The 21,879-nt window shown below is 59.2% G+C and carries 18 protein-coding genes; 13 read left to right on the top strand and 5 right to left on the bottom strand.

Annotated elements, in window-relative coordinates; translation table 11 throughout:
• The first annotated feature begins 44 nt into the window (after positions 1 to 44).
• The 5 genes from ABVT36_RS10210 to ABVT36_RS10190 all read left to right on the top strand — a co-directional run bounded on the left by ABVT36_RS10210 (position 45) and on the right by ABVT36_RS10190 (position 4,220).
• Positions 45 to 686 carry a protein-L-isoaspartate(D-aspartate) O-methyltransferase gene (locus tag ABVT36_RS10210; RefSeq protein ID WP_368456550.1) on the top strand — a complete coding sequence of 214 codons (642 nt, stop codon included), beginning with the start codon at positions 45 to 47 and terminating at the stop codon, positions 684 to 686.
• Complete coding sequence (locus ABVT36_RS10205; RefSeq protein WP_368456482.1) at positions 683 to 1,633, top strand: DUF368 domain-containing protein; 951 nt, start codon at positions 683 to 685, stop codon at positions 1,631 to 1,633. The genes ABVT36_RS10210 and ABVT36_RS10205 overlap by 4 nt, the downstream gene beginning before the upstream one ends.
• 223 nt (positions 1,634 to 1,856) lie before the next feature.
• The gene (locus tag ABVT36_RS10200) at positions 1,857 to 2,630 is read left to right on the top strand and encodes a peptidoglycan DD-metalloendopeptidase family protein (protein WP_368456481.1); all 774 of its coding nucleotides are present in this window, start codon (positions 1,857 to 1,859) and stop codon (positions 2,628 to 2,630) included.
• A 179-nt stretch (positions 2,631 to 2,809) separates the two neighbouring features.
• Positions 2,810 to 3,850 carry an RNA polymerase sigma factor RpoS gene (gene rpoS / locus ABVT36_RS10195; protein WP_367149058.1) on the top strand — a complete coding sequence of 347 codons (1,041 nt, stop codon included), beginning with the start codon at positions 2,810 to 2,812 and terminating at the stop codon, positions 3,848 to 3,850.
• Positions 3,851 to 3,929: 79 nt separating this feature from the next.
• Entirely contained in the window at positions 3,930 to 4,220 is a 291-nt protein-coding gene (locus ABVT36_RS10190) for a hypothetical protein (RefSeq protein WP_368456480.1), read from the top strand.
• Positions 4,221 to 4,391: 171 nt separating this feature from the next.
• Here ABVT36_RS10190 and ABVT36_RS10185 read toward each other — a convergent pair whose 3' ends face one another.
• From ABVT36_RS10185 to ABVT36_RS10175, 3 genes are all read right to left on the bottom strand, one after another.
• The gene (locus ABVT36_RS10185) at positions 4,392 to 4,718 is read right to left on the bottom strand and encodes a YdbL family protein (protein WP_368456479.1); all 327 of its coding nucleotides are present in this window, start codon (positions 4,716 to 4,718) and stop codon (positions 4,392 to 4,394) included.
• A gap of 11 nt (positions 4,719 to 4,729) precedes the next feature.
• Positions 4,730 to 4,924: a YnbE family lipoprotein gene (locus ABVT36_RS10180; RefSeq protein WP_368456478.1), complete on the bottom strand. Its 195-nt coding sequence runs from the start codon at positions 4,922 to 4,924 to the stop codon at positions 4,730 to 4,732.
• A 176-nt stretch (positions 4,925 to 5,100) separates the two neighbouring features.
• Entirely contained in the window at positions 5,101 to 8,208 is a 3,108-nt protein-coding gene (locus ABVT36_RS10175; RefSeq protein ID WP_368456477.1) for a YdbH domain-containing protein, read from the bottom strand.
• 109 nt (positions 8,209 to 8,317) lie between these two features.
• On the opposite strand from ABVT36_RS10175, the gene ggt reads away from it, so the two are divergent.
• Positions 8,318 to 10,030 (top strand): gamma-glutamyltransferase, encoded by a 1,713-nt coding sequence (gene ggt, locus ABVT36_RS10170; RefSeq protein WP_368456476.1) that lies wholly within the window; start codon positions 8,318 to 8,320, stop codon positions 10,028 to 10,030.
• A 268-nt stretch (positions 10,031 to 10,298) separates the two neighbouring features.
• Positions 10,299 to 12,926 carry an aminopeptidase N gene (pepN, locus tag ABVT36_RS10165; protein WP_368456475.1) on the top strand — a complete coding sequence of 876 codons (2,628 nt, stop codon included), beginning with the start codon at positions 10,299 to 10,301 and terminating at the stop codon, positions 12,924 to 12,926.
• Between the two features lie 79 nt (positions 12,927 to 13,005).
• On the opposite strand, the gene ABVT36_RS10160 is transcribed toward pepN, so the two are convergent.
• Complete coding sequence (locus ABVT36_RS10160) at positions 13,006 to 13,554, bottom strand: histidine phosphatase family protein (RefSeq protein ID WP_368456474.1); 549 nt, start codon at positions 13,552 to 13,554, stop codon at positions 13,006 to 13,008.
• A gap of 598 nt (positions 13,555 to 14,152) precedes the next feature.
• Between ABVT36_RS10160 and ABVT36_RS10155 the strand changes: the two genes are divergently transcribed.
• On the top strand, positions 14,153 to 15,406 hold the full coding sequence (locus ABVT36_RS10155) for an MFS transporter (protein WP_368456473.1): 1,254 nt from the start codon (positions 14,153 to 14,155) through the stop codon (positions 15,404 to 15,406).
• An 80-nt stretch (positions 15,407 to 15,486) separates the two neighbouring features.
• Here the strand turns inward: ABVT36_RS10155 and ABVT36_RS10150 are convergent, their stop codons facing one another.
• Positions 15,487 to 17,508 carry an FAD-dependent oxidoreductase gene (locus ABVT36_RS10150; protein ID WP_368456472.1) on the bottom strand — a complete coding sequence of 674 codons (2,022 nt, stop codon included), beginning with the start codon at positions 17,506 to 17,508 and terminating at the stop codon, positions 15,487 to 15,489.
• Positions 17,509 to 17,708: 200 nt separating this feature from the next.
• Between ABVT36_RS10150 and ABVT36_RS10145 the strand changes: the two genes are divergently transcribed.
• The 5 genes from ABVT36_RS10145 (at position 17,709) to ABVT36_RS10125 (ending at position 21,867) form a co-directional block, all read left to right on the top strand.
• Positions 17,709 to 17,858 carry a hypothetical protein gene (locus ABVT36_RS10145; RefSeq protein WP_368456471.1) on the top strand — a complete coding sequence of 50 codons (150 nt, stop codon included), beginning with the start codon at positions 17,709 to 17,711 and terminating at the stop codon, positions 17,856 to 17,858.
• Positions 17,859 to 17,948: 90 nt separating this feature from the next.
• Complete coding sequence (locus tag ABVT36_RS10140) at positions 17,949 to 19,163, top strand: acyl-CoA dehydrogenase family protein (protein ID WP_368456470.1); 1,215 nt, start codon at positions 17,949 to 17,951, stop codon at positions 19,161 to 19,163.
• A gap of 10 nt (positions 19,164 to 19,173) precedes the next feature.
• Complete coding sequence (locus tag ABVT36_RS10135) at positions 19,174 to 20,232, top strand: phosphotransferase family protein (protein WP_368456469.1); 1,059 nt, start codon at positions 19,174 to 19,176, stop codon at positions 20,230 to 20,232.
• A 75-nt stretch (positions 20,233 to 20,307) separates the two neighbouring features.
• A complete protein-coding gene (locus ABVT36_RS10130; protein ID WP_368456468.1) occupies positions 20,308 to 21,084 on the top strand; it encodes an SDR family oxidoreductase in 777 nt (258 codons plus the stop codon).
• A complete protein-coding gene (locus ABVT36_RS10125) occupies positions 21,085 to 21,867 on the top strand; it encodes an SDR family NAD(P)-dependent oxidoreductase (protein WP_368456467.1) in 783 nt (260 codons plus the stop codon).
• Positions 21,868 to 21,879: the final 12 nt, after the last annotated feature.

Raw genomic sequence — 21,879 nt, 5'->3', positions numbered from 1 at the left:
GGGGCAAGTCATTGGTGGATCGCTTAAAACGTGAGGGCCTGGGTATGACCTCCCAGCGCACGCGCAACCGTTTGATTCAGCGTTTGAGGGAAGAGGGGATATCCAGCGAGCAAGTGCTGGATGTCATGGCATCGACACCGCGCCATTTGTTTTTGGACGAGGCGCTGGCGGTCCGGGCCTATGAGGACACATCTCTGCCCATCGGTTACGGCCAGACGATTTCGCAACCCTATGTGGTCGCGCGAATGACAGAGTTGTTGCTCAGTCGGGCCAGGTCGCTGCAGCGGGTGCTGGAGATAGGTACCGGATCCGGCTACCAGACGGCGATCCTGGCGCGACTGGTGGAGCATCTCTATTCGGTGGAGCGTATCGCGCCGCTGCTGGAGCAGGCCCGACGGCGCCTGCGGGAGCTGAACATTCACAATGTGGAAGCCGCTCTCAGCCAGGGCGGTTTCGGCTGGCCGGAGAAGGGACCCTTTGATGCCATCCTTTCCGCCGCTGCGCCGTCCGCCATTCCCGCGGAACTCAAACAGCAGTTGTCGCCGGACGGTGTACTGGTCATGCCGGTGGGCGCTGAGCGGCAGCATCTGGTGGTGGTCTCCCGCCGTGGGGACAGTGACCAGTTCGACGTGGAAAAGATGGAGCCGGTGCGCTTTGTGCCTTTGCTGAGTGGGGTAGTGCGGTGAAAGTGGCGGAATTTTGCAGCAATCGCTACTGGGGTATCGCCCTGCGCGGTATGGCCATGGGTGCGGCGGATGTGGTACCGGGTGTTTCGGGGGGAACCATTGCCTTTATCACCGGCATCTACCGCGAACTGCTGGAATCCCTCAGCCGCATCGGCCCGCACTGTGTCACTGTCCTGCGCCGCCAGGGGCCGCTGGTAGCCTGGCAATATATCAACGGCAGTTTCCTGCTCGCGCTTTTCGCCGGTGTGCTTGTCAGTATTTTTAGTTTGGCGCGCTTGATCGGCCACTGGCTGGCAACCTATCCCATTTTGGTCTGGGCTTTTTTCTTCGGTCTGGTGCTGGCTTCCACAGTGCCTATTGTACGGCGCATTCCGCGCTGGTCGGTATCGGTGTTTGTCTGTTTGCTGCTGGGGTTGTTTGTCGCGATCGCCATCAGCGAGTTGCGTCCCGGACAAATTCCGGCGACGCCGCTGACGTTGTTTCTGTCCGGGGCACTGGCGATTTGCGCCATGATTCTGCCGGGAATCTCCGGCTCCTTTATCCTCCTGTTGATCGGAATATACCCCCGGGTGCTGGCGGCGGTGCACCAGCTACAATTGCTGAATTTAGTGTATTTTGCCGCGGGTGCGGTGACGGGACTGCTGCTGTTCAGCCGACTGCTGAGCTGGCTGATGCGCCGTTTTATGGCCCGGACCCTGGCGTTTCTGGCCGGCATTCTGATGGGCAGCCTCAAAATCATCTGGCCGTGGAAGCTGGTCGACGGGACCGGGGTGGCGATGGGAGAAAAGTTGGCGCCCATGTTGTCGAACACATCGCCTTGGAATTTTGTCGCCCAGACAGGAGAGAGTGCTTATTTAGGACTGGCGATAATAGCTTTTCTGGCGGCTGTCCTGCTGGTGCTGTCGGTGGACCACTGGGGTAGACGCGCCGGGGGCAAATCGGGCTGAGTCACGGGTGGTGCCAAGCGCAGCAATAGGGCCCTTTACAGGTCGGAAAATGACGGTTTTATGCCGCTTGCAGGACCGAATTGGCGGCTTTTTTTAGACAACTTTTCGCGCAAATATTTGCCTTTGATGTAAAAAGAGAATAATAAAATGTCGTCGAATTTAATGGGATAAGCTGGCGTGTGGGTGGATGAACTGCCAAACGACTAACCGCTGGAATGCAGGCGTGTTTAGAATTTTAATCACTGCGCTCACACTGTTTGCGCTTGTGGGCTGTAGTGGTTATCTGGCCCCCACCAGTTCACTGGAGCAGCCCTCCAGCGACAGGATAAACACCCACCTGGTCAGCAAGGGGGAGACGCTCTATTCCATCGCCTGGCGTTATGGCAAGGATTACAGAGATCTTGCAGCCATCAATGGCATAGCGCCCCCCTATTTGATCCGGCCCGGGCAGCGGTTGCAGCTGGAGGGGCAGAAATACGCTTCGATCCCATCGCCAACTCCCGCAAAGAAGCCTAAGGCGTCAGCGAAGCAAGCCGGACCGGCAGCTGTTCCAAAGCGAAAAAATACAAAATTATTAACATCGGAAAGAAAACGCCCGGCCGCGCCTGGGAGAGTGGCGGCGAAAATCCGCTGGCACTGGCCGGTCCGGGGGCGACTTATCAACGGATTTCGCGCAGGCGACCCCTTGCGCAAGGGAGTTGATATCGCCGGAGAAAAAGGGGACTCTGTCGTGGCCGCGGCCAATGGTACCGTGATTTACGCGGGCAGTGCGCTGAGAGGCTACGGAAAACTTCTGATCGTTAAGCACAGTGGGGAATACCTCAGTGCTTACGCCCACAACGACAAGTTGCTTGTCGACGAGGGCAGTGCAGTCAAAGCGGGGCAAAGGATAGCGGAGTTGGGATCCAGTGGTACCGATCGCAACAAACTCCACTTTGAAATACGCCGCAACGGTCAGCCGGTTGATCCCCTTGCCTATCTGCCCCGACCCGGATAATGCCAGCCTGGCTGCGGCAAATAAAAATGGATTTTTGCTGAGTACCACTTTACGTAGTCGCCGGAAGCGCCACACCCGCAAGGTTGGCCGAGGCCACTAGCTGTCGCACGGACAGAGCTGGATAGGCATCTGTCGCACTGCGGTGGGGCTGGACCGGCAAAGTACAAGGAGTCGGGGAAATGGAAGCACAACGACAAGACGGGCCTATGGCCGGAAAATCGGATCTTTCAGCAGAATTAAGTGTGGAGCAACAGCGGCGGGCAAATCGAACGGAGGACAATGACAAGGGCCGCAATCGCAAAACAACAGTGAAGAAAAACTCCGAAGCATCCCTCTTTAAAGCAAGAGCGCGGGTCGCCGAGTCAGACCGGCACCTGCAGAAAAACCTCGACGCCACTCAATTGTATTTAAATGAAATTGGCTTTTCTCCGCTGTTGACAGCCGAGGAGGAAGTCTACTATGCACGCAAGGCATTGCGCGGTGATGGGGCGGCAAGAAAGCGGATGATCGAAAGCAATTTGCGCCTGGTGGTAAAAATTGCCCGCCGCTATGTCAGTCGCGGCCTCGCCCTACTGGATCTGATTGAAGAGGGTAACCTCGGCTTGATCCGGGCGGTGGAAAAATTTGACCCCGAGCGCGGATTTCGCTTTTCCACCTACGCCACTTGGTGGATTCGCCAGACCATCGAGCGGGCGATCATGAACCAGACCCGCACCATACGCCTGCCCATTCATGTGGTTAAGGAGCTGAATGTTTACCTGCGGGCCTCCCGTGAATTGGCGCAAAAGCTGGACCACGAACCCTCCGCCGATGAAATCGCCAGTCTGCTGGAAAAGCCGGTGGAGGATGTCGAGCGTATGCTGGGTCTCAATGAACGGGTAACCTCTGTCGATACCCCTATTGGCCCCTCGTCCGAAAAGACCCTGGTGGATACCATTCCCGACCAGCAGGAGTCGGATCCCGCAGAACTGCTGCAGGACAGTGATCTGTTCGAAAGTATCAATCGCTGGCTGGGTGAATTGCCGGACAAGCAGTGTGAAGTGGTTTCCCGCCGTTTCGGCTTGCGGGGATATGAAGCCAGCACCCTGGAAGAGGTTGGTCGCGAGATAGGCCTCACCCGGGAACGCGTGCGCCAGATTCAGGTGGACGCACTCAAGCGGTTGCGGGAAGTTATGGAGAAGCAGGGGCTGGACAGCCAATCTCTGTTTGCCAACTTGTAGAGGGCCACCGGAAGTCTGATTGCGTTGACCTGGGTTGCTGTGTCAATCGCTGAGGATTTTTGAATCAAGGTGACCTGATATGAAAAATATAATTTCCCGTAACAGTATTTTTGCCTGGCTGGCACTCGCGACAGGTATTTTGTTGCTAATACCTTTTGTCGCAATGCAGCTAAGCAGCCAGGTGCAATGGAGTTTTGGGGACTTTGGCGCTATGGGAGCCCTGCTGTTTGGAACCTGTAGCCTGTACGTTTTGATTGCCAGAAGGATAAAACCCCAACAGAGGATCTTCGCTGGTGTGGTTTTAGGGCTCGCCTTTTTCTACATATGGTCTGAATTGGCGGTTGGTGTTTTTTTGAATCTGGCAGACTGAAGAACGATTGACCCGTCGAGCCTGGCAGTTGGGTCAATCGAGCGGAGGCTGGCGCCGGCTATCACAAGCCGGCGCCAGTTGTTGTGAAAGTAACGGCGACCCCAGGCAGTATCCGACTACTGAAAGTCGATGGCAGTGGGGGGAGGCGCTGTTCCCCCGCCCGGCGACTTCTTATTTTTTGACCCAGCGCCCCAGCGTGTCCTGGTAGTATTCTCCGGGTTTGACCCGCGCCTCCAGTTTTTCCGCCGCCCTCGCCGCCACCTGGGCAATGTCGATGTTGTTGCGCTTGGCAATGGCCGCATACTCGCGCTTGCGCTTGGTGTTGACCTCACTGACCAGTTGCTTCAGCTCCTGGGAACTCTGGTCAACGATGGCGATGTAGCCGCTGTTGGCCTCTCCCACCAGTCCCTGGGAGCGGGCCTCGTTGAGGGTGATGGCCAGCGCGGGGAGTGCCAAAAGCAGGCCCAGGGCCAGCACGGCGGTTTTGGTTAAGTTCATCTTACACCTCCTTAGAAGATGCCTTCTTTATCTTCAAACACGTCGTCCAGGTCCCTGTCCACCTTTACGCGGATTTCATGTTCGATCTTCACATTCAGGTTAACCGTAATCGGCTCGCTCGGAGCCTGCACAGCCACAGTGGGCGTACAGGCGGGCAGGGCCAGTACTGACACGAATAGTAGTGAGAGCCTAGGGTAAGTGGTCATTTATTGTCTCTCCGGATTTCCTCGCCCTGTCACTATTGGCACAGGCCGGCCACTGCGGCCGTCTGCGAATCAGCTCCCGGAAAAGTTCGTGAGCGGATGTAACCAGGCTAGTCTACAAGTGCTAGCTTAACGCAATCTGAACAGGGGGGAGTAGTCCCGGTTTTTAATCCGGCAATCTATTGAGTTGCCGATTGCAAGCGCTTTTCCAGGGTTTCACTGAGATCCCGGCCCGCCTGCAGTGACTGTAACATTGCGGGGATATTGTTCTCCAGGTTGAGATTGATGATCAGATCCCTGTCGGCGGCCAGGGATTTACTGCGGCCCACCAGTTTCAACTGCATTTGCATATCACCACTGGGAGGATACTGCACGGTTCCGCTCAGCTGGCGGTAACTGTAGTCCTCCAGCGCTCCCGCCAGCAGCTTGAGCTGGGGGTTGTCGGCCAGCATGGCGGGGGAGAAAGCGCCGTAATATCGCAGCCGCCCGCCGGGAGCACGAGCGGTAATCTCTCCGCGTTCTACAGTCACACCTGCGCCGGCGGTGATCAGGGGTATCTTGAGGTCAACAGTGCCGGTTGCGGCGAGGTTTGAGGTCTGCAGCTGTTGTTCCAGCGCCTGCAGCGACAGTCCGCTGACCAGAATTTCGCTGTGGCGTGCCTCGCCATCCAGATTCCAGCGCAGTTCCTGTGACTCCAGGGACCCCTGCAAGAGGTTGCCCCGCAGCTCTCGCAGTACCAGGTCTCGCTCCGGAACCAGGGCCAGGCTGAAACTGATCCGCTCCACCGGCAGGCCCGGGTCGAGGGTTTCGATGGCAACCGGGGTGGCCGGGATCAGCCAGTGCCCCTTGCGATGGACCGCTTTGGCCCGGGTGGAGACGCCCAGTACAAAAATATCCCCGTATGTGGCGGCAATCCCATCCGCTTCGAGGGTCAGGCTGGAACCTTCCGCCTGGGGCCAGCGCAACCGGCCACCGCCGGAGAGGGTTCCGGCAACCACTTCTACCGGCAGGCCGGCGATGCGGTCACTGAGCGGTTTGTCGCGGCTGAACGCCACTGGGCCAAAATCGAAGTCGGCCTGCCCGGCATTCGTGGCAAGGTTGAGGGACAGGTCACCGGATACCGGAAGATCGCCGATTTCGGCGCTCAGCCTGCCGGTCAACTGCTGATTTTCCAGCGCAATCCTGCCGCTCAACCGGGTCTGGGCGGAAACGCCATCGCGCAGATCCAGTTGCAGAGTGCTTTCGCTGAGATTGCCGCTGAAGCTGAGCTGGTCTTCACTCCGGCTGAACCGGAGATCTTCGCTAACCACCGTGCCAGTGACACTATCGTCGGCAAAACGCATGGCAGTAAATTCAACGACTACCCGGGGAGCCCGGCAGGAGATTGATTCCGGGGAGGCATTGCAGTTCAGTGTGGAGCTGGACATCTGGATAGAGTCCGCAGCTGCCTGGCCGAAGCTGGCCTCGCCGGCGTTAATGGCCGTATCGAGCAGCGTCACTGCGGCTTTTTCCGCGCTGCCGGACAGGCGCAGCCGGGTGACTATATCGGCGCGGCCAACTGAGGCTTCCAGTTCCTGCAGCGACAGCTGCGGTATATGAATCGCGGAGTCGGCGCTGCAGAGGAATTTTTCGCCTTGTCTCTTTGCGTTGCCATTGCCGGGTGCCGGCAATGAGGGCTCGACCTCGCAGGCAATCCCGGTGAATTTGGCCCGGATATCCGCATCGCCCGAACGTTCCTGGGCGGAGACGGCGATCTCTGTTCCGGCCACATGGACAGGGCCGGGCCACCGGTTTGCGGTCAGGGTCAGGCCTGCGGGTATTTCAATTTTTACCCGGCCGCTGTCCCAGCCCAGGGCACTCAGGGGGGAGGCGCCTGCCGGGGGGGCACTGATTTCCATCGACAACCCGGTTGCCTCTGGCAACTGAAGTTTGACATTGCGCAGAAATGCCGGGGCGGCTGACGGTATTGTATCCGCTCCCGGGACTTCCGCCTGCAGAATAAAGTCGACCGGCCCGCGCAGGTTTTTCAGCTCCAGGGCCCCGTCCACCAGGTGCCGCTTTTGTGCCTGCAGGACTGTTTCCAGCTGTTCCGTGTGCAGTTGGCCCTCGGCCCGCAGTGAGCCCTGTTGCCGCGCCACCGTTCCGGCCAGATGCACTGTCAGCAGCGGGCCTCCGCCTTCGCCGGGTGCCAGACTGAGATCGCCTGTGCCCCTCAGGCTCGTCAGTTGAAGGGGCGACAGTGTCCCGAACTCGGCTGCCAGGGGGACGTCGGAATTCAACTGCAGTGCCAGTGGAACCCCGGCCAGCGCTTGTGGGAGATCAACGGCGACGGATTGCGCCTCAACAGTGATAGAAAAATCCCTGTAACGCTCCAGCGCCCGCAAATTATCGGGGATGACGCCCTCTATGGACATCGCCAGTTCGCCGTCTGCACTGCGCAAATAGCGCCGCCAATTGAGGATTTCCGGCAGGCGGCCAGTGACAGCCAGATCGATGGATGCGGTGCCTTGCACGCGCCAGACCATGTTATCGCCGGGTCCGGCTTCGCTATTGAAAGCAAAAAAGGTCTGTCTCTCCGGGGTATCCGGGGACGCGATGGCGATACGGCTGTCCAGTTGCAGCCGATTCGGTGCGAAGCCCAGGCGCAGGCTTGCCTCCAATGCGGGGATATCCCCAGAGGACTGGGTGGACAATTCAATGCGGGTGCTCCGGGTCTTGTCATCCCGGCGGAGTTGCACCCGGCCCAACAGCGGCTCCGGATGATCCCATGAGATCCGCTCCACCAGGATTTCCAGCGGCATACGCTGCTGCAGATTTTTCGTCAGGTGCCGCAGGGAAATTGGCGGGGTGACCGCTTTCTGCGTCCGCGCGCCGGGGTCGGCGGCAGCCGGTGGTGCCAGTGCCGGTTTGGGTTGCTCAGGATTTATCGGGCCGGACTCTACGCCGCTTGTGGGGGCGGGGATTGCGGGGGTGGTTATATCCAGTTGGGCCAGGGAAATCCGGGATTTATTTTGTGCACTGCCGAGCATCAGCCCCCAGGGGCTGGCAATATGCAATGCCTTCGCCGTCAGGGTTGCGGCGCTGCCCGAATCCAGTTCAAGCCGCAGATATTGGAGCGAGACGCTGCGCCAGTGCAGCTTGAGCCCACGCAACTCCTGCACACTTACCCGGCCCAGTGCAGCGTTCAGCAGGGTTGCCGCAATTTGATCCCGCAGCTGCCACGCCAGTGCCGCGGCGAGCACGATCGCCAGGATGATAGCCGTTGCCGTTAGGCGCAACTTGTGCACTGGGAACCTCGCTGATCTGACTTGCTATCCGGGGGGAAATATGCAGACTGGTGCCGTTATCCGGTTGCAGTGTAACCGGCCGGGAAAAATAAAGAGAGGGCCGTATTCTATGAGGCGTTTTTTACATAGCATCGCTGTCGTTGTCTGCCTGGGTTTGACGCTCCTCGGAACAGGGTTTGCCGCGGCCTATGACCGCGTCAACGGCGAGGGTTTTGCCAGCCGTTCACCGGTACTGGCCACCCACGGCATGGCGGCCACAAGCCAGCCCTTAGCCACCCAGATAGCGCTGGATATTCTCAAGCGGGGTGGCAGCGCCGTGGATGCGGCGATTGCCGCCAATGCGGCCCAGGGACTGATGGAGCCCACCGGCAACGGTATCGGCGGCGACCTGTTCGCCATCGTCTGGAGCGCCGATGAGGGCAAACTTTACGGGCTGAATGCCAGCGGCCGCTCTCCGAAGTCCCTGCCGTTCGAGTATTTCGCCAGCAATGGTCTGCACAAGATTCCCTCCCACGGCCCTCTGCCGGTCTCGGTGCCCGGCGCTGTGGACGGCTGGTTTGAGCTGCACCAGAAGTTTGGCCGCCTGCCGATGGCGGACCTGCTGGCGCCGGCTATCGACTACGCCGAGCAGGGATTTCCCGTGACCCAACTGGTGGCTTACTACTGGAACCGGTCGGTGCCTCTCCTGCAGAAGTTTCCCGGTTTTAAGGAGACATTCATGCCCGGCGGCAAGGCGCCCCAGGAAGGGGAGGTGTTTCGCAATCCCCGCCTGGCCAAGACCTACCGCCGCATAGCTGAGGGTGGCCGGGACGCTTTCTACAAGGGGGATATCGCCCGGGAAATTGCCGCCTACATGAAGGAGAATGGCGGTTTCCTGTCCTACGAGGACCTGGCTGCGCACAAGTCGGATTGGGTTGAGCCGGTCTCCACCAATTACCGCGGCTACGACCTGTGGGAACTGCCACCCAATGGGCAGGGTATTGCCGCCCTGCAGATTCTCAATATTCTGGAGGGCTACGACCTGGCCGCCATGGGCAGGACCAGCCCCGAGTATGTCCACCTGTTCGCGGAGGCCAAGAAGCTGGCGTTCGAGGACAGGGCCAGATACTACGCCGATCCCGCATTTAACAAGCTGCCCGTCAAACAGTTGATCTCCAAGGAATACGCCGCTGAGCGCCGCAAGCTCATCGACCCTGACAGGGCTGCCAAACGCTACGATGCGGGCGAAGTCGCCCTGCGCCATGGGGATACCATCTACCTGACCTCCGCCGACAAGGACGGCAATATGGTGTCCCTGATCCAAAGCAATTACCGCGGCATGGGGTCCGGTATGACCCCCGGGGAGCTGGGTTTTATCCTGCAGGATCGCGGTGAGATGTTCAGCCTCAAGCCCGGGCACTTCAACCAGTACCAGCCGGGCAAGCGCCCCTTTCACACCATTATCCCGGCCTTTGTCACCAAGGACGGCAAACCGGTGATGAGTTTTGGGGTCATGGGCGGTGCCACCCAACCGCAGATGCACGCGCAGATCATGATTAACATGATTGACTTTGGCCTCAATGTGCAAGAGGCCGGTGATGCGCCGCGTATACTCCACACCGGCTCCAGCCAGCCCACGGACGAGGTGATGGAGGACGGCGGATACCTGAGCCTGGAGGACGGATTTCCCATGGAAACCCGCCGCAAGCTGGTGCAGATGGGGCACAAGGTCCGGTTCGAAAGCGGGCCCTATGGCGGCTACCAGGGCATTATGCGGGATGCGGCGGGAGTCTACTGGGGAGCCTCGGAGAGCCGCAAGGACGGTCACGCGGCAGGTTACTGACAAGTTACAGGAAAAGGCCTTTCGCGGCCTTCCTGTCCCCGGGCTTGCAGCTGCCACGCGCAAACCCTGTGCGACCAATTAAACACTGGCAGGTGGGAATTGCGGCATGGGCGTCCCTGCTCCGCGCAGTTGCCCCTTGAAACTGCTTTTCCCATAGCCCACCCGGAAGTATCGCCGCTTGGCAGCGGCGGTGTTTGCCGTATAGTGGGCGCCATCGCCACCGCCCCCTGGGCGGGACACTGTTTTAACGCCTCTGTCGAATCCCCTTATGAATGACATCCGGCCCCATACCGTATATCGCAAAGACTATCGCCTTCCCGATTACCTGGTTGATAGCACTGTCCTGTGTTTCGAACTGGAACCAAATTCCACCCTGGTGAAGTCCAGCCTGGAGATACGCCGCAATCCGGCACTTGCGGAGGGGCTGCCGCCCCTGCGGCTGGACGGTGTGGATCTGCAGCTGCTGTATATCGCCGTCGACGGTGAACCTCTACCGCCATCCCGTTACCAGGAGCTGCAGCAGGGGCTGTCAGTCCGGGTTGACAAGCCGGAGTTCCTGCTGGAAATTCACAACCGCATCAATCCCGGGGACAACACCTCGCTGGAGGGGCTGTATCTGTCCAACGGCATGTACTGTACTCAGTGCGAGGCCGAGGGGTTTCGCAAAATCACCTACTATCCCGATCGTCCCGACGTGATGTCCCGGTTCACCACCAGGATAGTGGCGCCGCCGCAGTACCCGGTGCTCTTGTCCAACGGCAATGAGATCGACCGCGGCCGCATGGATGACGGGCGGCAATTTGTCACCTGGGAGGACCCCTTTGCCAAGCCGGCCTATCTGTTTGCACTGGTGGCGGGCGACCTGGAGTGTGTCGAGGACAGTTTTAGCACTGCCAGCGGGCGCCGGGTGAAACTGCAGATATTTACCGAGGCGAAGAATATCGGCAAGTGTGCCCACGCCATGGCGTCGCTGAAAAAAGCCATGCGCTGGGACGAGGAAGTCTATGGCCGGGAATATGACCTGGATATATTCATGATCGTGGCTGTCGACCATTTCAATATGGGGGCCATGGAAAACAAAGGGCTCAACATTTTTAACTCCGCCTGCGTGCTGAGCAGCCCCGAGACAGCGACCGACGGCGCTTTTCAGCGTATAGAATCCATAGTGGCGCACGAATACTTCCACAATTGGTCGGGCAACCGGGTGACCTGCCGCGACTGGTTTCAACTCAGCCTCAAGGAGGGTTTTACCGTTTTCCGGGACGCGGAGTTTTCCGCAGACATGAATTCCCGCGATGTGAAGCGGATCGAGGAAGTCACCCGCTTGCGGACGGCGCAGTTCGCCGAGGACGCCGGACCCATGGCGCACCCGGTGCGGCCGGATTCCTATATGGAGATTTCCAACTTTTACACCCTGACCGTCTATGAGAAGGGTGCGGAAGTGGTGCGTATGATTCACACGCTGTTGGGGCCCGAGGGTTTTCGGCGCGGCACCGACCTTTATTTCACTCGTCACGACGGCTGTGCCGTGACCTGTGAAGACTTTGTGCGCTCGATGGAGGATGCCAACGGTGTCGATCTCACCCAGTTCCGGCGCTGGTACAGCCAGGCTGGCACACCGGTGGTGGATGTCTCCGAGACCTATGACGCAGAAGCGGGCGAGTACAGGCTCACCTTTCGCCAGAGTTGTCCGCCGACACCCGGCCAGAGTGAAAAGCTGCCACTGCATATTCCAATAGCGGTGGGCCTGCTGGCCAGCGATGGTGCTGAATTGGCCCTGGACGCTGCGGGCAACAGCAGCAGGGTACTTGAAATCACGCAGCCGGAGCAGAGTTTTACCTTTAGTGCACCGGCGGCCAAACCAGTGCCGTCACTTCTGCGGGGTTTTTCCGCACCGGTAAAACTGGGCTTCGAATACACGGAGGAGCAACTGCAGTTTCTGATGCAGTTTGACCGCGACGCCTTTAACCAGTGGGACGCGGGTCAACGCCTGGCATTCAATGCGATCGAGCAGTCGCAGGCGGATTATCGTTCCGGCGCCGCGCTGGAACCGCCGGTAGCGCTGATCGGTGCCTGCCGCGGCCTTCTGCAGAGAGGCTCCACGGCCCCGGCCCTGCTGGCGGAAATGCTGTCACTGCCCAGTGAACAGGCGCTGGCGGAGCATTCGGACCTCATCGATGCGGAGGCGATCGTCGCCGCGAGGGATTTTTGCCGGCTTTCGCTGGGCAAGTCCCTGCAGGGGGAATTGCTGGAGTGCTACCGGCGATTGAACACCCACAAGCCCTACCGTCCGGAGGCGGAGGATATTGCCGAGCGCAGCCTGAAAAATACCTGCCTGGGCTACCTGGCTGCGTCCGGCGGCGCCGAGGGAATCCGGCTCGCCCGGGCCCAGTACCTGGGTGCGGAAAATATGACGGACAGTTCGGCGGCATTGCGGGTATTGGTCAACCATGCCGATAGGGCAGTGGCCCGGCAGGCGCTGGATGACTTCTACCAGCGTTGGCAGGAGGATACCCAGGTGGTGGAGCTGTGGTTGTCTTTGCAGTCCAGCAGCGCCAGCTACGGCTCACTGGACCTGGTTAGGGAGCTGATGCAACACCCGGCGTTTGAACTGACCAACCCCAACAAGGTGCGCGCGGTGATCGGTGGTTTTGCCAACGGCAACTTCACCCAGTTCCACAGTATTGACGGCTCCGGTTATCAGTTCCTGGCGGAACAGGTCGTCGCGCTCGACAGCTTGAATCCCCAGATTGCCGCCCGGTTGGTGTTGCCGTTGACACACTGGAAAAAATATTTGCCCCAGGTGGGGGAAAATATGCGGGCCGCCCTTGCCTCGGTGATGGCCGGTGGCCAGCTGTCGGCGGATTTGTATGAAGTGGTGAGCAAGAGTCTGTAGCGCCGGTTGACTGGCGGTAGGGCCCAAACATCCCTGTCGGTGACAACAGGCTGTTGCAAAAACCTTTTTCAGCAGCCTGCTACAGAATTTGGCTTGTCCGCGCCTCGCCACACTGTACCAGCGTGAGCGAACCTTCCTGCAGCTGTAATTCCGTCACCGAAGTGTAGTCCGGCCGGAACTGCAGAATTCTGGAATCTCCGCGGACCGCCGCCACGACGGAATTGATCACCATAAAATGACACACCACGGCGGCGTCCACCTGCAGTCGAACCAGGTAATCCTTTATTTCCCGGCGCCAGCCTAACTGGTGGTCCTCCAGCTGATCCCATTGCCGCTGGAGCAGTTCGCGGATCCAGCGGCCGCGCTGCGCCAGGGGCAGTTCCCGGGGGGAGGGGATCTCGGTGACCCTGGGCTCGATAGTCATGGGTTGATGCCATGCCCGGGACAGGGGCATGGCGGTTTGCCGGGCGCGGGCCTTGGGGCTGCTGACCAGGGCAAGTGGCCGCTTTTGGGCCAGCCGTTGCACCAGGGTTTCGGCCTGCTGCTCGCCCAATGGAGTGAGCCGGGGATCTTCCACTCCGGGGGCCTTGGCCGCCTCGCCGTGACGAATCAGCAGTATTCTGGGCATAGGGTCTGCGCCTAACGGTTACTGAAAAAGCCTTCACTGGCCTTTTTACAGCGTGGGTTTGTGGGCATGTCCGCAAACCCTTGAAAAACCAGCGATTACACGTAATAACACAGGTTTTTAACGGCGTTAATCCAATGGATGGGGGATCTCTATTGGATTGCCGGGTTAATAGTTGTGCCTTGTGGACATGCTCCGGGTCCCAGTATAGTCGCCGATAGTCTGAGTGTCCTGAACCTGTTTCCGCATAAATTTTCCTGCGGGATTTATTTTGCTTGCAAACCAGAGGTATTGGGATACTATGAGTATTGTTCAATCGTTATGTTCGGGCTTCACTATGTTCAGCCAAACGTATTCACCGGTAATTTCCACTGCACCTCAGGCGGTCTCCGCTCTGCGCGTGTGCCTGTGGCCGGTAGGGTGCCTGGAGGAAGTGGTGGCAACTCGATCACCCAAGTGCCCGCTAGGCAAAATCCTGGCTTTGGCCCAATTGAACACCTGAGAACGCATACAGCTGGAAGGTGTTTCACCTTCCGCCGCCAAAAACCCGGAAGGTGATCCCTCCGGGTTTTTTTTGCCTTATTGAAAGGGAGGCTTGCTGATGGGCAGGCAGTGGTGGCAAAGGCTGTACGGTTTCCCGCCTTTGGTGTGGATCATTTTACTGGGCAGTTTCCTGTGCCGGGGAACCTATTTTATGGTGTGGCCCTTTCTGGCCATTCTCCTGCACGACAAGTTTCAGCTGGGTCCGGCGGTTATCGGTATTATTCTCACCGCTTCCGCCGGCGGTGCGTCCCTGCTGGGTTTTTTTGTCGGCACCTTGTCCGACCGCTATGGCCGCCGCCTAATTTTGCTGGCGGGCACGGCACTTAATATTTTCGCATTCGCGGTACTGGCCGTAGCGCAGTCCCTGCCATTGTTTGTACTGGCAATGACCCTTTGCTCAATCGGGCGCGCGGTCTGGGAACCACCGGCGGGCGCCTTGATCGGGGATCTGGTCAAGGACCAGCACAAACGCGAGTTGGCGCTGCAGTTGCGTTACTTTTTTATAAACGTCGGTGTAGCACTGGGTCCCATAGTGGGTATCTGGGCGGGGCTCAGTGCCCAACAGTCCACCTTCGGGCTGACCGCCTTCAGCTACCTGCTGTTGTGGATGGCTTTTCTGTGGGGATTTGCCTATACCCGAAGCGGCCGCCAGGCGCGGGGGCGGCGCGATGATGCAGTGACTGTCCGCAGCACATTAAGGGTACTGCGGCGCGACCATATGTTTTTGCTGGTGGTGATTGCAAACGTTCTGACCCTGTTCATTTATGCGCACATGGATTCCAGCCTGGTCCAGTACCTGACCCAGGCCCAGGCGCCACAGTTGGTCAGTCTGGTTTCCAGTATGATACTGGTGAACGCACTGACGGTTATCACCCTGCAGTTTCCGCTGATGCAGCTGCTGGGCGGAATCGCACTGAACGACCGCATCGCCCTGGGTTTGGGGGTGCTGGCCGCAGGGCAGGCCTGGTACGCCGTCAACCCTGTGGACTGGTTTGTCGGCTGGTTGGGAGCCACCTTTGTTGTCAGCCTGGCCGAGGCAGTGCTGTTCCCCATCTTGAGCGTGCAGATCGACCGGCTGGCACCGGATCACCTGCGAGGGAGCTATTTTGGCGCTTCGTCCTTTTATTCCTTCGGCTGGTCTTTGGCGCCGCTGTTTGGCGGTCTGGTGCTCACTTGGTGGAATGGGCCGGTGCTGTACTGGATGATGTTCCTTCTATGCGGCCTGGTTTTATTACTTTACCGGCTGGCACAGCGGGCATCGCGCCCCCAGTGGGATGCGGTTACGGAGGATAAGGTGCTGTCGGCGGGTTAAAAGCCAGCGACAGCCAGATAGAGGAAAGATAATCCCGACGGGGTCGCCGGGATTATTGTTTGCCCAAATGGGCCTTGGGGTCAGAGAGCGGCAGCCAGTCTCGCGCCCTGGTCAATGGCACGCTTGGCGTCCAGTTCTACAGCCTCATCCGCACCGCCGATCAGGTGAACCCGCGCTTCGCTACCCTGCAATGCCTTGTAGAGTGAGCGGGCGGACTCCTGTCCCGCGCATATAATGACGTTATCCACCTCCAGCGTCTGCCGTTCATCCCCCAGGCGGATATGCAGGCCCCGGTCGTCGATGCACTCATATTCTGCACCGGCAACCATCTGTACCTGGCGGTGTTTCAGACTGCCGCGGTGAATCCAGCCGGTGGTTTTGCCCAGGCCGGCCCCGACCTTGGAAGTCTTGCGTTGGAGAAGCGTCACCTGCCGCCGGGGTGTTATCGCAGTGGGTTCTTTCAGGCCTGCGCGCTGCCCCAGTTCACTATCCACGCCCCACTCGGCGAAGAATACATCCCTGTCGCTGGCAATCGATGCGTCCGCTTCGTGTGTGAGGTACTCGGCCAGGTCGAAGCCTATGCCTCCGGCCCCGATGATGGCCACTTTAGTGCCCACCGTTTTTCCGTGTTTGAGCACATCCAGGTAACTCAATACTTTCTCATGCTGGATACCGGGAATCGACGGCGTGCGCGGCTCGATACCGGTGGCAACCACCACTTCGTCAAACCCGTCCAGATCGGAAGCCTCCACGCGGGTGTTCAGTTTGACCGTCACGCCGGTGAGTTCCAGTTTGCGCGCAAAGTAGCGCAGTGTCTCCGCAAACTCCTCCTTGCCGGGAATCCGTTTGGCGATATTGAACTGCCCGCCGATGCTGTCGTCGGCTTCAAACAGGGTGACCGCATGGCCCCGCTCAGCGGCAATGGTTGCGGCTGCAAGCCCGGCGGGGCCGGCGCCAACCACGGCCACTGCCCTGGGTTTGTCCGTTGGCAGATAGCGCAGTTCCGTCTCGTGACAGGCGCGCGGGTTGACGAGGCAGGAAGTGAGCTTCAGTTCGAAGGTGTGGTCCAGGCAGGCCTGGTTACAGGCGATACAGGTATTGATTTCGTCAGCGCGATTCCCCGCGGCCTTGTTGACAAATTCTGCGTCGGCGAGAAAGGGGCGGGCCATGGAAATCATGTCGGCGTGGCCCGCGGCCAGCACCTCTTCGCCCACCTGCGGCATATTAATGCGATTGCTGGCTACCACCGGCAGGGACAGGTGCTGTTTTACCCTGGCGGTGGTCCCGGTGAAGGCCGCGCGGGGCACACTGGTGGCAATGGTGGGGACACGGGCTTCGTGCCAGCCGATCCCGGTACTGATAATGGTGGCGCCTGCCTCCTCAATAGCCTTGCCCAGCGCGACTACCTCTTCGAAGCTGCTGCCGTCTTCCACCAGGTCCAGCATGGACAGGCGATAGATAAGGATGAAATCCCTACCCAGCGCCGCGCGAACCCGGCGGACGATTTCAACCGGCAGGCGGATACGGTTGGCGAAGCTGCCGCCCCACTGGTCGTCGCGCTTGTTGGTGCGTGTAACGACAAATTGATTGATGAAGTAACCCTCTGACCCCATGATCTCGACACCGTCGTAACCCGCCTCCCGGGCCAGGGTCGCGCAGCGCACATAATCCGAGATTTGCTCCTCTACCTCCTCCGCGGTAATTTCCCGGGGTGTAAACGGATTGATGGGCGCCTGGATGGCGGATGGCGCTATCAGTGCCTGGTTGTATGCGTAGCGGCCGGCGTGCAGTATCTGCATACAGATTTTGCCGCCCTCGGTATGTACCCTATCGGTGATCGGGCGGTGTTGCTCTACCTCGTCCTGGGTGGTCATCTTGGCCGAGCCCAGAAACACGCCGCCCTCCTCGTTGGGGGCTATGCCCCCGGTCACTATGAGGCCCACGCCACCTTTGGCGCGCTCGCCATAGAAGGCCGCCAGCCGGGAGAAGCCGTCCTGGTGTTCCTCCAGATTGGTGTGCATGGAGCCCATCAGTACCCGGTTTTTCAATCGGGTAAAACCCAGGTCCAGTGGCGCCAGCAGGTGGGGGTAGGGGTTGGACATGGATGCCTCACTTTGTCAGCTTGCCGGGGTCGCTTGTCGACGATTCATATATATGCAACTCTTTGCATATGATGAGCGGCAGAATAACAAGCGATTCCCATTGCGACAGTGACCAATTCGGCCGAAATCTCTGGCCGTATACGCTGCACGGGGCACTGGACCGCTTTGGTGGTGGCGATTGAGCCGTTTGTGGCTGCCGGGTGAATTTTCCCGATTTCCCTGCCAAAGAACTTTTGGGGGTGATGGCCCTGGATTCAAAACCCGGGGCGATGGGAGTGGAATTCTCTACCTACACAATTCGCTTTGACGAAGCAGCCAGCGGCGTTATTAACTTGGCAACTGAAAAGTAAATTGCCGGGTTAATAAAGTGAACAGGTTCCAGGGTAATCCCGGTCACGGCGGGCTCCTATCGGCCGCAACCACCAGCAGGAGATAAAAGCATGCAATTTGAATACACAGACAAGGTAAAAGGATTGCTCGATCGCCTGCGCGAATTTATGCGCGAGTATGTCTACCCGGCCGAATCGACATTTGTGGATCAGCTCGCCGAGGACCGCTGGGGGGAGCCCCCCATCCTGGCCCAGTTGAAGGCCCGGGCCCGCGAGGCGGAGCTGTGGAATCTTTTTTTGCCGGATTCCCGCTTTGGCGCCGGTCTGACCAACCTGGAATATGCGCCGCTGGCAGAGGAGATGGGACGTGTGCTTTTTGCCGCGGAAATTTTCAATTGCAGCGCACCGGATACGGGCAATATGGAAGTGCTGGCCCGGTACGGCAGTCCGGCGCAGCAGGAGCGGTGGCTGGCGCCGCTGTTGAACGGCGAGATCCGCTCAGCTTTCGCCATGACGGAGCCGCAGGTGGCCTCTTCGGATGCCACCAATATCGAGACATCCATAGTCCGGGATGGTGACGACTATGTGATAAACGGGCACAAATTCTATATCAGCGGTGCGCTGAATCGGCGCTGCAAGGTCCTGATAGTGATGGGCAAAACTGATCCGGACAATACCAATCGCCTTTTGCAGCAGTCCCAGATACTGGTTCCCGTCGATACCGCAGGCGTCAAAATAGTGCGGCCGATGCAGGTATTTGGCTATGACGACGCACCGGAGGGGCATGCGGAAATTATTTTCGACCAGGTGCGCGTGCCGGTGGAAAATCTGATACTGGGTGAGGGCCGCGGTTTTGAGATAGCGCAGGGGCGCCTGGGTCCGGGGCGCATACACCACTGTATGAGACTCGTCGGCCTGGCCCAGCGGTCTCTGGAAATGATGGCCAGTCGCGCCCAGCGGCGCCAGGTATTCGGGCGCCCCATGAGCAGCCAGGGGTCGGTGCGGGAGGATATTGCCAGATCCGCCTGTGACATAGAGCAGGCGCGACTGCTGACGTTAAAGGCGGCGGAACAGATGGACCGGCTGGGCAATAAGGCGGCCAAGGAACTGATTGCCATGATCAAGATAGTCGCACCGAAAATGGCTTGCGATGTTATCGATCGGGCGATTCAGATTCATGGCGCAGCGGGGCTCGGCCAGGATCTGGTGCTGGCCCATGGCTACGCCTATGCGCGCACCATCCGCCTGGCGGATGGGCCGGATCAGGTGCACATGATGCAACTGGGCCGCAACCTGGCGGCCCACTATGACAGCGTCGGTGAATAGGGAGGCTGCCATGTCGGAAACAGTGACAAGCGGGGATACCAGAGCGGTGGAGCAGCTGCCACTGGAAACTCTGGAGAAATATCTAAAGGGCAGGATTCCCAATTTTAACGGCCCCCTGCGGGCGAGCAAATTTCCCGGTGGCCAGTCCAACCCCACCTTTAAGCTGCAGGCGGCTTCCGGCACCTATGTGCTGCGCCGACAGCCGCCGGGGGAACTGCTGCGTTCCGCCCATGCGGTGGACCGGGAGTTCCGGGTGATGTCCGCCCTCGCCAGCACTGAGGTGCCGGTACCGGCGGTACTGCACCTGTGCGAGGACCGGGACCTGATCGGCTCGCAGTTTTATGTGATGGAGTACTGCGAGGGGCGCATTTTCTGGGACGCCGCATTGCCTCAGGTGGACAAGGCCCAGCGCGGCGCCATCTACGATGACATGAACCGCATGCTCGCCAGTTTGCACAGTGTCGATATAGAGGCGGCAGGTCTGGCCGATTACGGTAAACCAGGCAATTATTTCCGGCGTCAGTTGGACCGCTGGAGCAGGCAGTACCGGGCATCTGAAATAGAACCGATAGCGGCGATGGATACCCTGATATCCCAACTCGGGTCAGCGCTGCCGGAAGACGATGGCCGGATTGCCCTGGTTCACGGGGACTACCGCCTCGACAATGTGATTTTTGACCCGGTGAAGCCCAGAGCCATAGCGCTGCTCGACTGGGAACTTTCCACCCTCGGTCATCCATTTGCGGACCTGGCCTATCAGTGTATGCAGATGCGGATGCCCGCCGATGGCGACAGGATGGCAGGGTTGATGGGCATGGACCGCCAGGCGCTGGGTATTCCCACTGAGGAGGAGTATGTGGCGCGCTACTGTGCACGCATGGGTATTGACCGTATAGACTGCTGGGCCTTTTGTCTGGCATTCAGTTTCTTTCGCCTGGCGGCCATCATTCAAGGTGTCGCCAAGCGGGCGCTAACAGGGAATGCGTCCAATAAAAATGCCGTGCGTATGGGCGCACTGGTGGACCCGGTAGCCCGTTTCGCGCTGGATATTCTGCAACAGGAAGGCTGATATTCGGTCCCGCTGATACCTACCCGGCAATTAAACAGGTTGCCGGATTAATAATACCGATCGGAGATTTCTGCAATGACCACCAATTTGTTTGCGCTCGATGGAAAAATTGCCCTGGTGACCGGGGCCAGTCGCGGTATTGGCGAGGGAATTGCCCGGTTGCTGGCGGAGCAGGGGGCCTTTGTGCTGGTTTCCAGCAGAAAAGCAGAGGGCTGCCAGGCCGTGGTGGACGCCATTATCGATACCGGCGGAAAGGCCGCTGTGCTGCCCTGTCATATCGGCAGTATGGAGGATATTGCCCGAGCCTTTGGCCATATCCGCGATCAGTACGGCCGACTGGATATCCTGGTCAACAATGCGGCCACCAACCCCTATTTTGGCCATATACTGGATACGCCCGGCGATGCCCTGCAGAAAACCCTGGACGTCAATATTCGGGGATATTTTTATATGTCCGTGGAAGCCGGCAAACTGATGCGCGAGCAGGGTGGTGGCTGTATCGTCAATACGGCCTCTGTAAATGCGCTGCAACCGGGTATGGGCATGGGCATCTACTCCATGACCAAGGCCGCGGTGGTCAATATGACCAAGGCATTTGCCAAGGAATGTGCTCCTTTCAATATCCGCGTCAACGCCCTGTTGCCGGGGCTGACCAAAACAAATTTTGCCGGCGCGCTCTTCTCCAACGAAGAGATTTACAAAACCGCTGTCGCCCATATCCCATTGCGAAGACATGCGGAGCCGGGAGAAATGGCGGGTGCGGTATTGTATCTGGTTTCGGATGCCGCCAGTTACACGACCGGGGAGTGCCTGGTTGTGGACGGCGGCCTGACAACCTGCGGAGGACTTTGAATGTATAGCGATCCACTGCTCGACTTCGCAGGCAAGACTGCCCTGATCACCGGCGCCGCCAGTGGACTGGGTCAACAGCTGGCGCGGGATCTGGCTGCCCGGGGCGCTCGTCTGGTACTCGGGGATATCAATAACGGGGGGCTGGCGGCACTGGCGGATGAGCTGGACGATACCGGCGCCCAGTGTAAAACACAGGTCTGTGACGTCTCCTCCGCAGCGGACTGCCAGGCGCTGGTGGAGCTGGCCAGGACAGAGTTCGGAAACCTGGATATAGCGGTCAACAACGCCGGCATAGCCCCGCCAATGATGGCGCTGGAGGATACAGACGAAGCGGAACTGGACCGTCAGTACAACGTCAATCTCAAAGGCGTGATGTTTGGTATGCGCTACCAGTTGCCGGTAATGAAAGCACAGCAGTCGGGAGTGGTTCTCAATGTGTCCTCCATGGCGGGCATAGGCGCAGCACCCAATATCGCCTCCTATGCGGCGGCCAAGCACGCGGTGGTCGGCCTTACCCGCACGGCGGCAATAGAGTGCGCCAGTCAGGGCGTGCGGGTCAATGCCATCTGCCCCTTTTTTACTCTCACCCCCATGGTTGCCGAAATCCAGGCGCCGGGCGCCAGCCGGGAGGAATTCCAGGCGTTGCTGGCGTCCGGAAGTCCCATGAAACGGCTGGCGCAAACCGAAGAGGTGGTTGCGGCCATGCTGATGCTGCTGTCGCCGAAACTGAGCTATGTAACAGGGCTGGCACTGCCGGTCGATGGGGGTCGCTCCGCCTATTGATAGCTGAGCCGT

The sequence above is a fragment of the Microbulbifer sp. TYP-18 genome, from assembly GCF_040932045.1.
Taxonomy (GTDB): Bacteria; Pseudomonadota; Gammaproteobacteria; order Pseudomonadales; family Cellvibrionaceae; genus Microbulbifer.
This window is presented reverse-complemented; position numbering and strand designations above follow the sequence as displayed.

Bases quoted from the DNA above. Each gene is read 5' to 3' on its own strand.
- ABVT36_RS10210 (WP_368456550.1), top strand. From the start codon at position 45: ATGACCTCCCAGCGCACGCGCAACCGTTTGATTCAGCGTTTGAGGGAA.
- rpoS (WP_367149058.1), top strand. From the start codon at position 2,810: ATGGAAGCACAACGACAAGACGGGCCTATGGCCGGAAAATCGGATCTT.
- ABVT36_RS10190 (WP_368456480.1), top strand. From the start codon at position 3,930: ATGAAAAATATAATTTCCCGTAACAGTATTTTTGCCTGGCTGGCACTC.
- ABVT36_RS10185 (WP_368456479.1), bottom strand. From the start codon at position 4,718: ATGAACTTAACCAAAACCGCCGTGCTGGCCCTGGGCCTGCTTTTGGCA.
- ABVT36_RS10180 (WP_368456478.1), bottom strand. From the start codon at position 4,924: ATGACCACTTACCCTAGGCTCTCACTACTATTCGTGTCAGTACTGGCC.
- ggt (WP_368456476.1), top strand. From the start codon at position 8,318: ATGAGGCGTTTTTTACATAGCATCGCTGTCGTTGTCTGCCTGGGTTTG.
- pepN (WP_368456475.1), top strand. From the start codon at position 10,299: ATGAATGACATCCGGCCCCATACCGTATATCGCAAAGACTATCGCCTT.
- ABVT36_RS10160 (WP_368456474.1), bottom strand. From the start codon at position 13,554: ATGCCCAGAATACTGCTGATTCGTCACGGCGAGGCGGCCAAGGCCCCC.
- ABVT36_RS10155 (WP_368456473.1), top strand. From the start codon at position 14,153: ATGGGCAGGCAGTGGTGGCAAAGGCTGTACGGTTTCCCGCCTTTGGTG.
- ABVT36_RS10150 (WP_368456472.1), bottom strand. From the start codon at position 17,508: ATGTCCAACCCCTACCCCCACCTGCTGGCGCCACTGGACCTGGGTTTT.
- ABVT36_RS10140 (WP_368456470.1), top strand. From the start codon at position 17,949: ATGCAATTTGAATACACAGACAAGGTAAAAGGATTGCTCGATCGCCTG.
- ABVT36_RS10135 (WP_368456469.1), top strand. From the start codon at position 19,174: ATGTCGGAAACAGTGACAAGCGGGGATACCAGAGCGGTGGAGCAGCTG.
- ABVT36_RS10130 (WP_368456468.1), top strand. From the start codon at position 20,308: ATGACCACCAATTTGTTTGCGCTCGATGGAAAAATTGCCCTGGTGACC.
- ABVT36_RS10125 (WP_368456467.1), top strand. From the start codon at position 21,085: ATGTATAGCGATCCACTGCTCGACTTCGCAGGCAAGACTGCCCTGATC.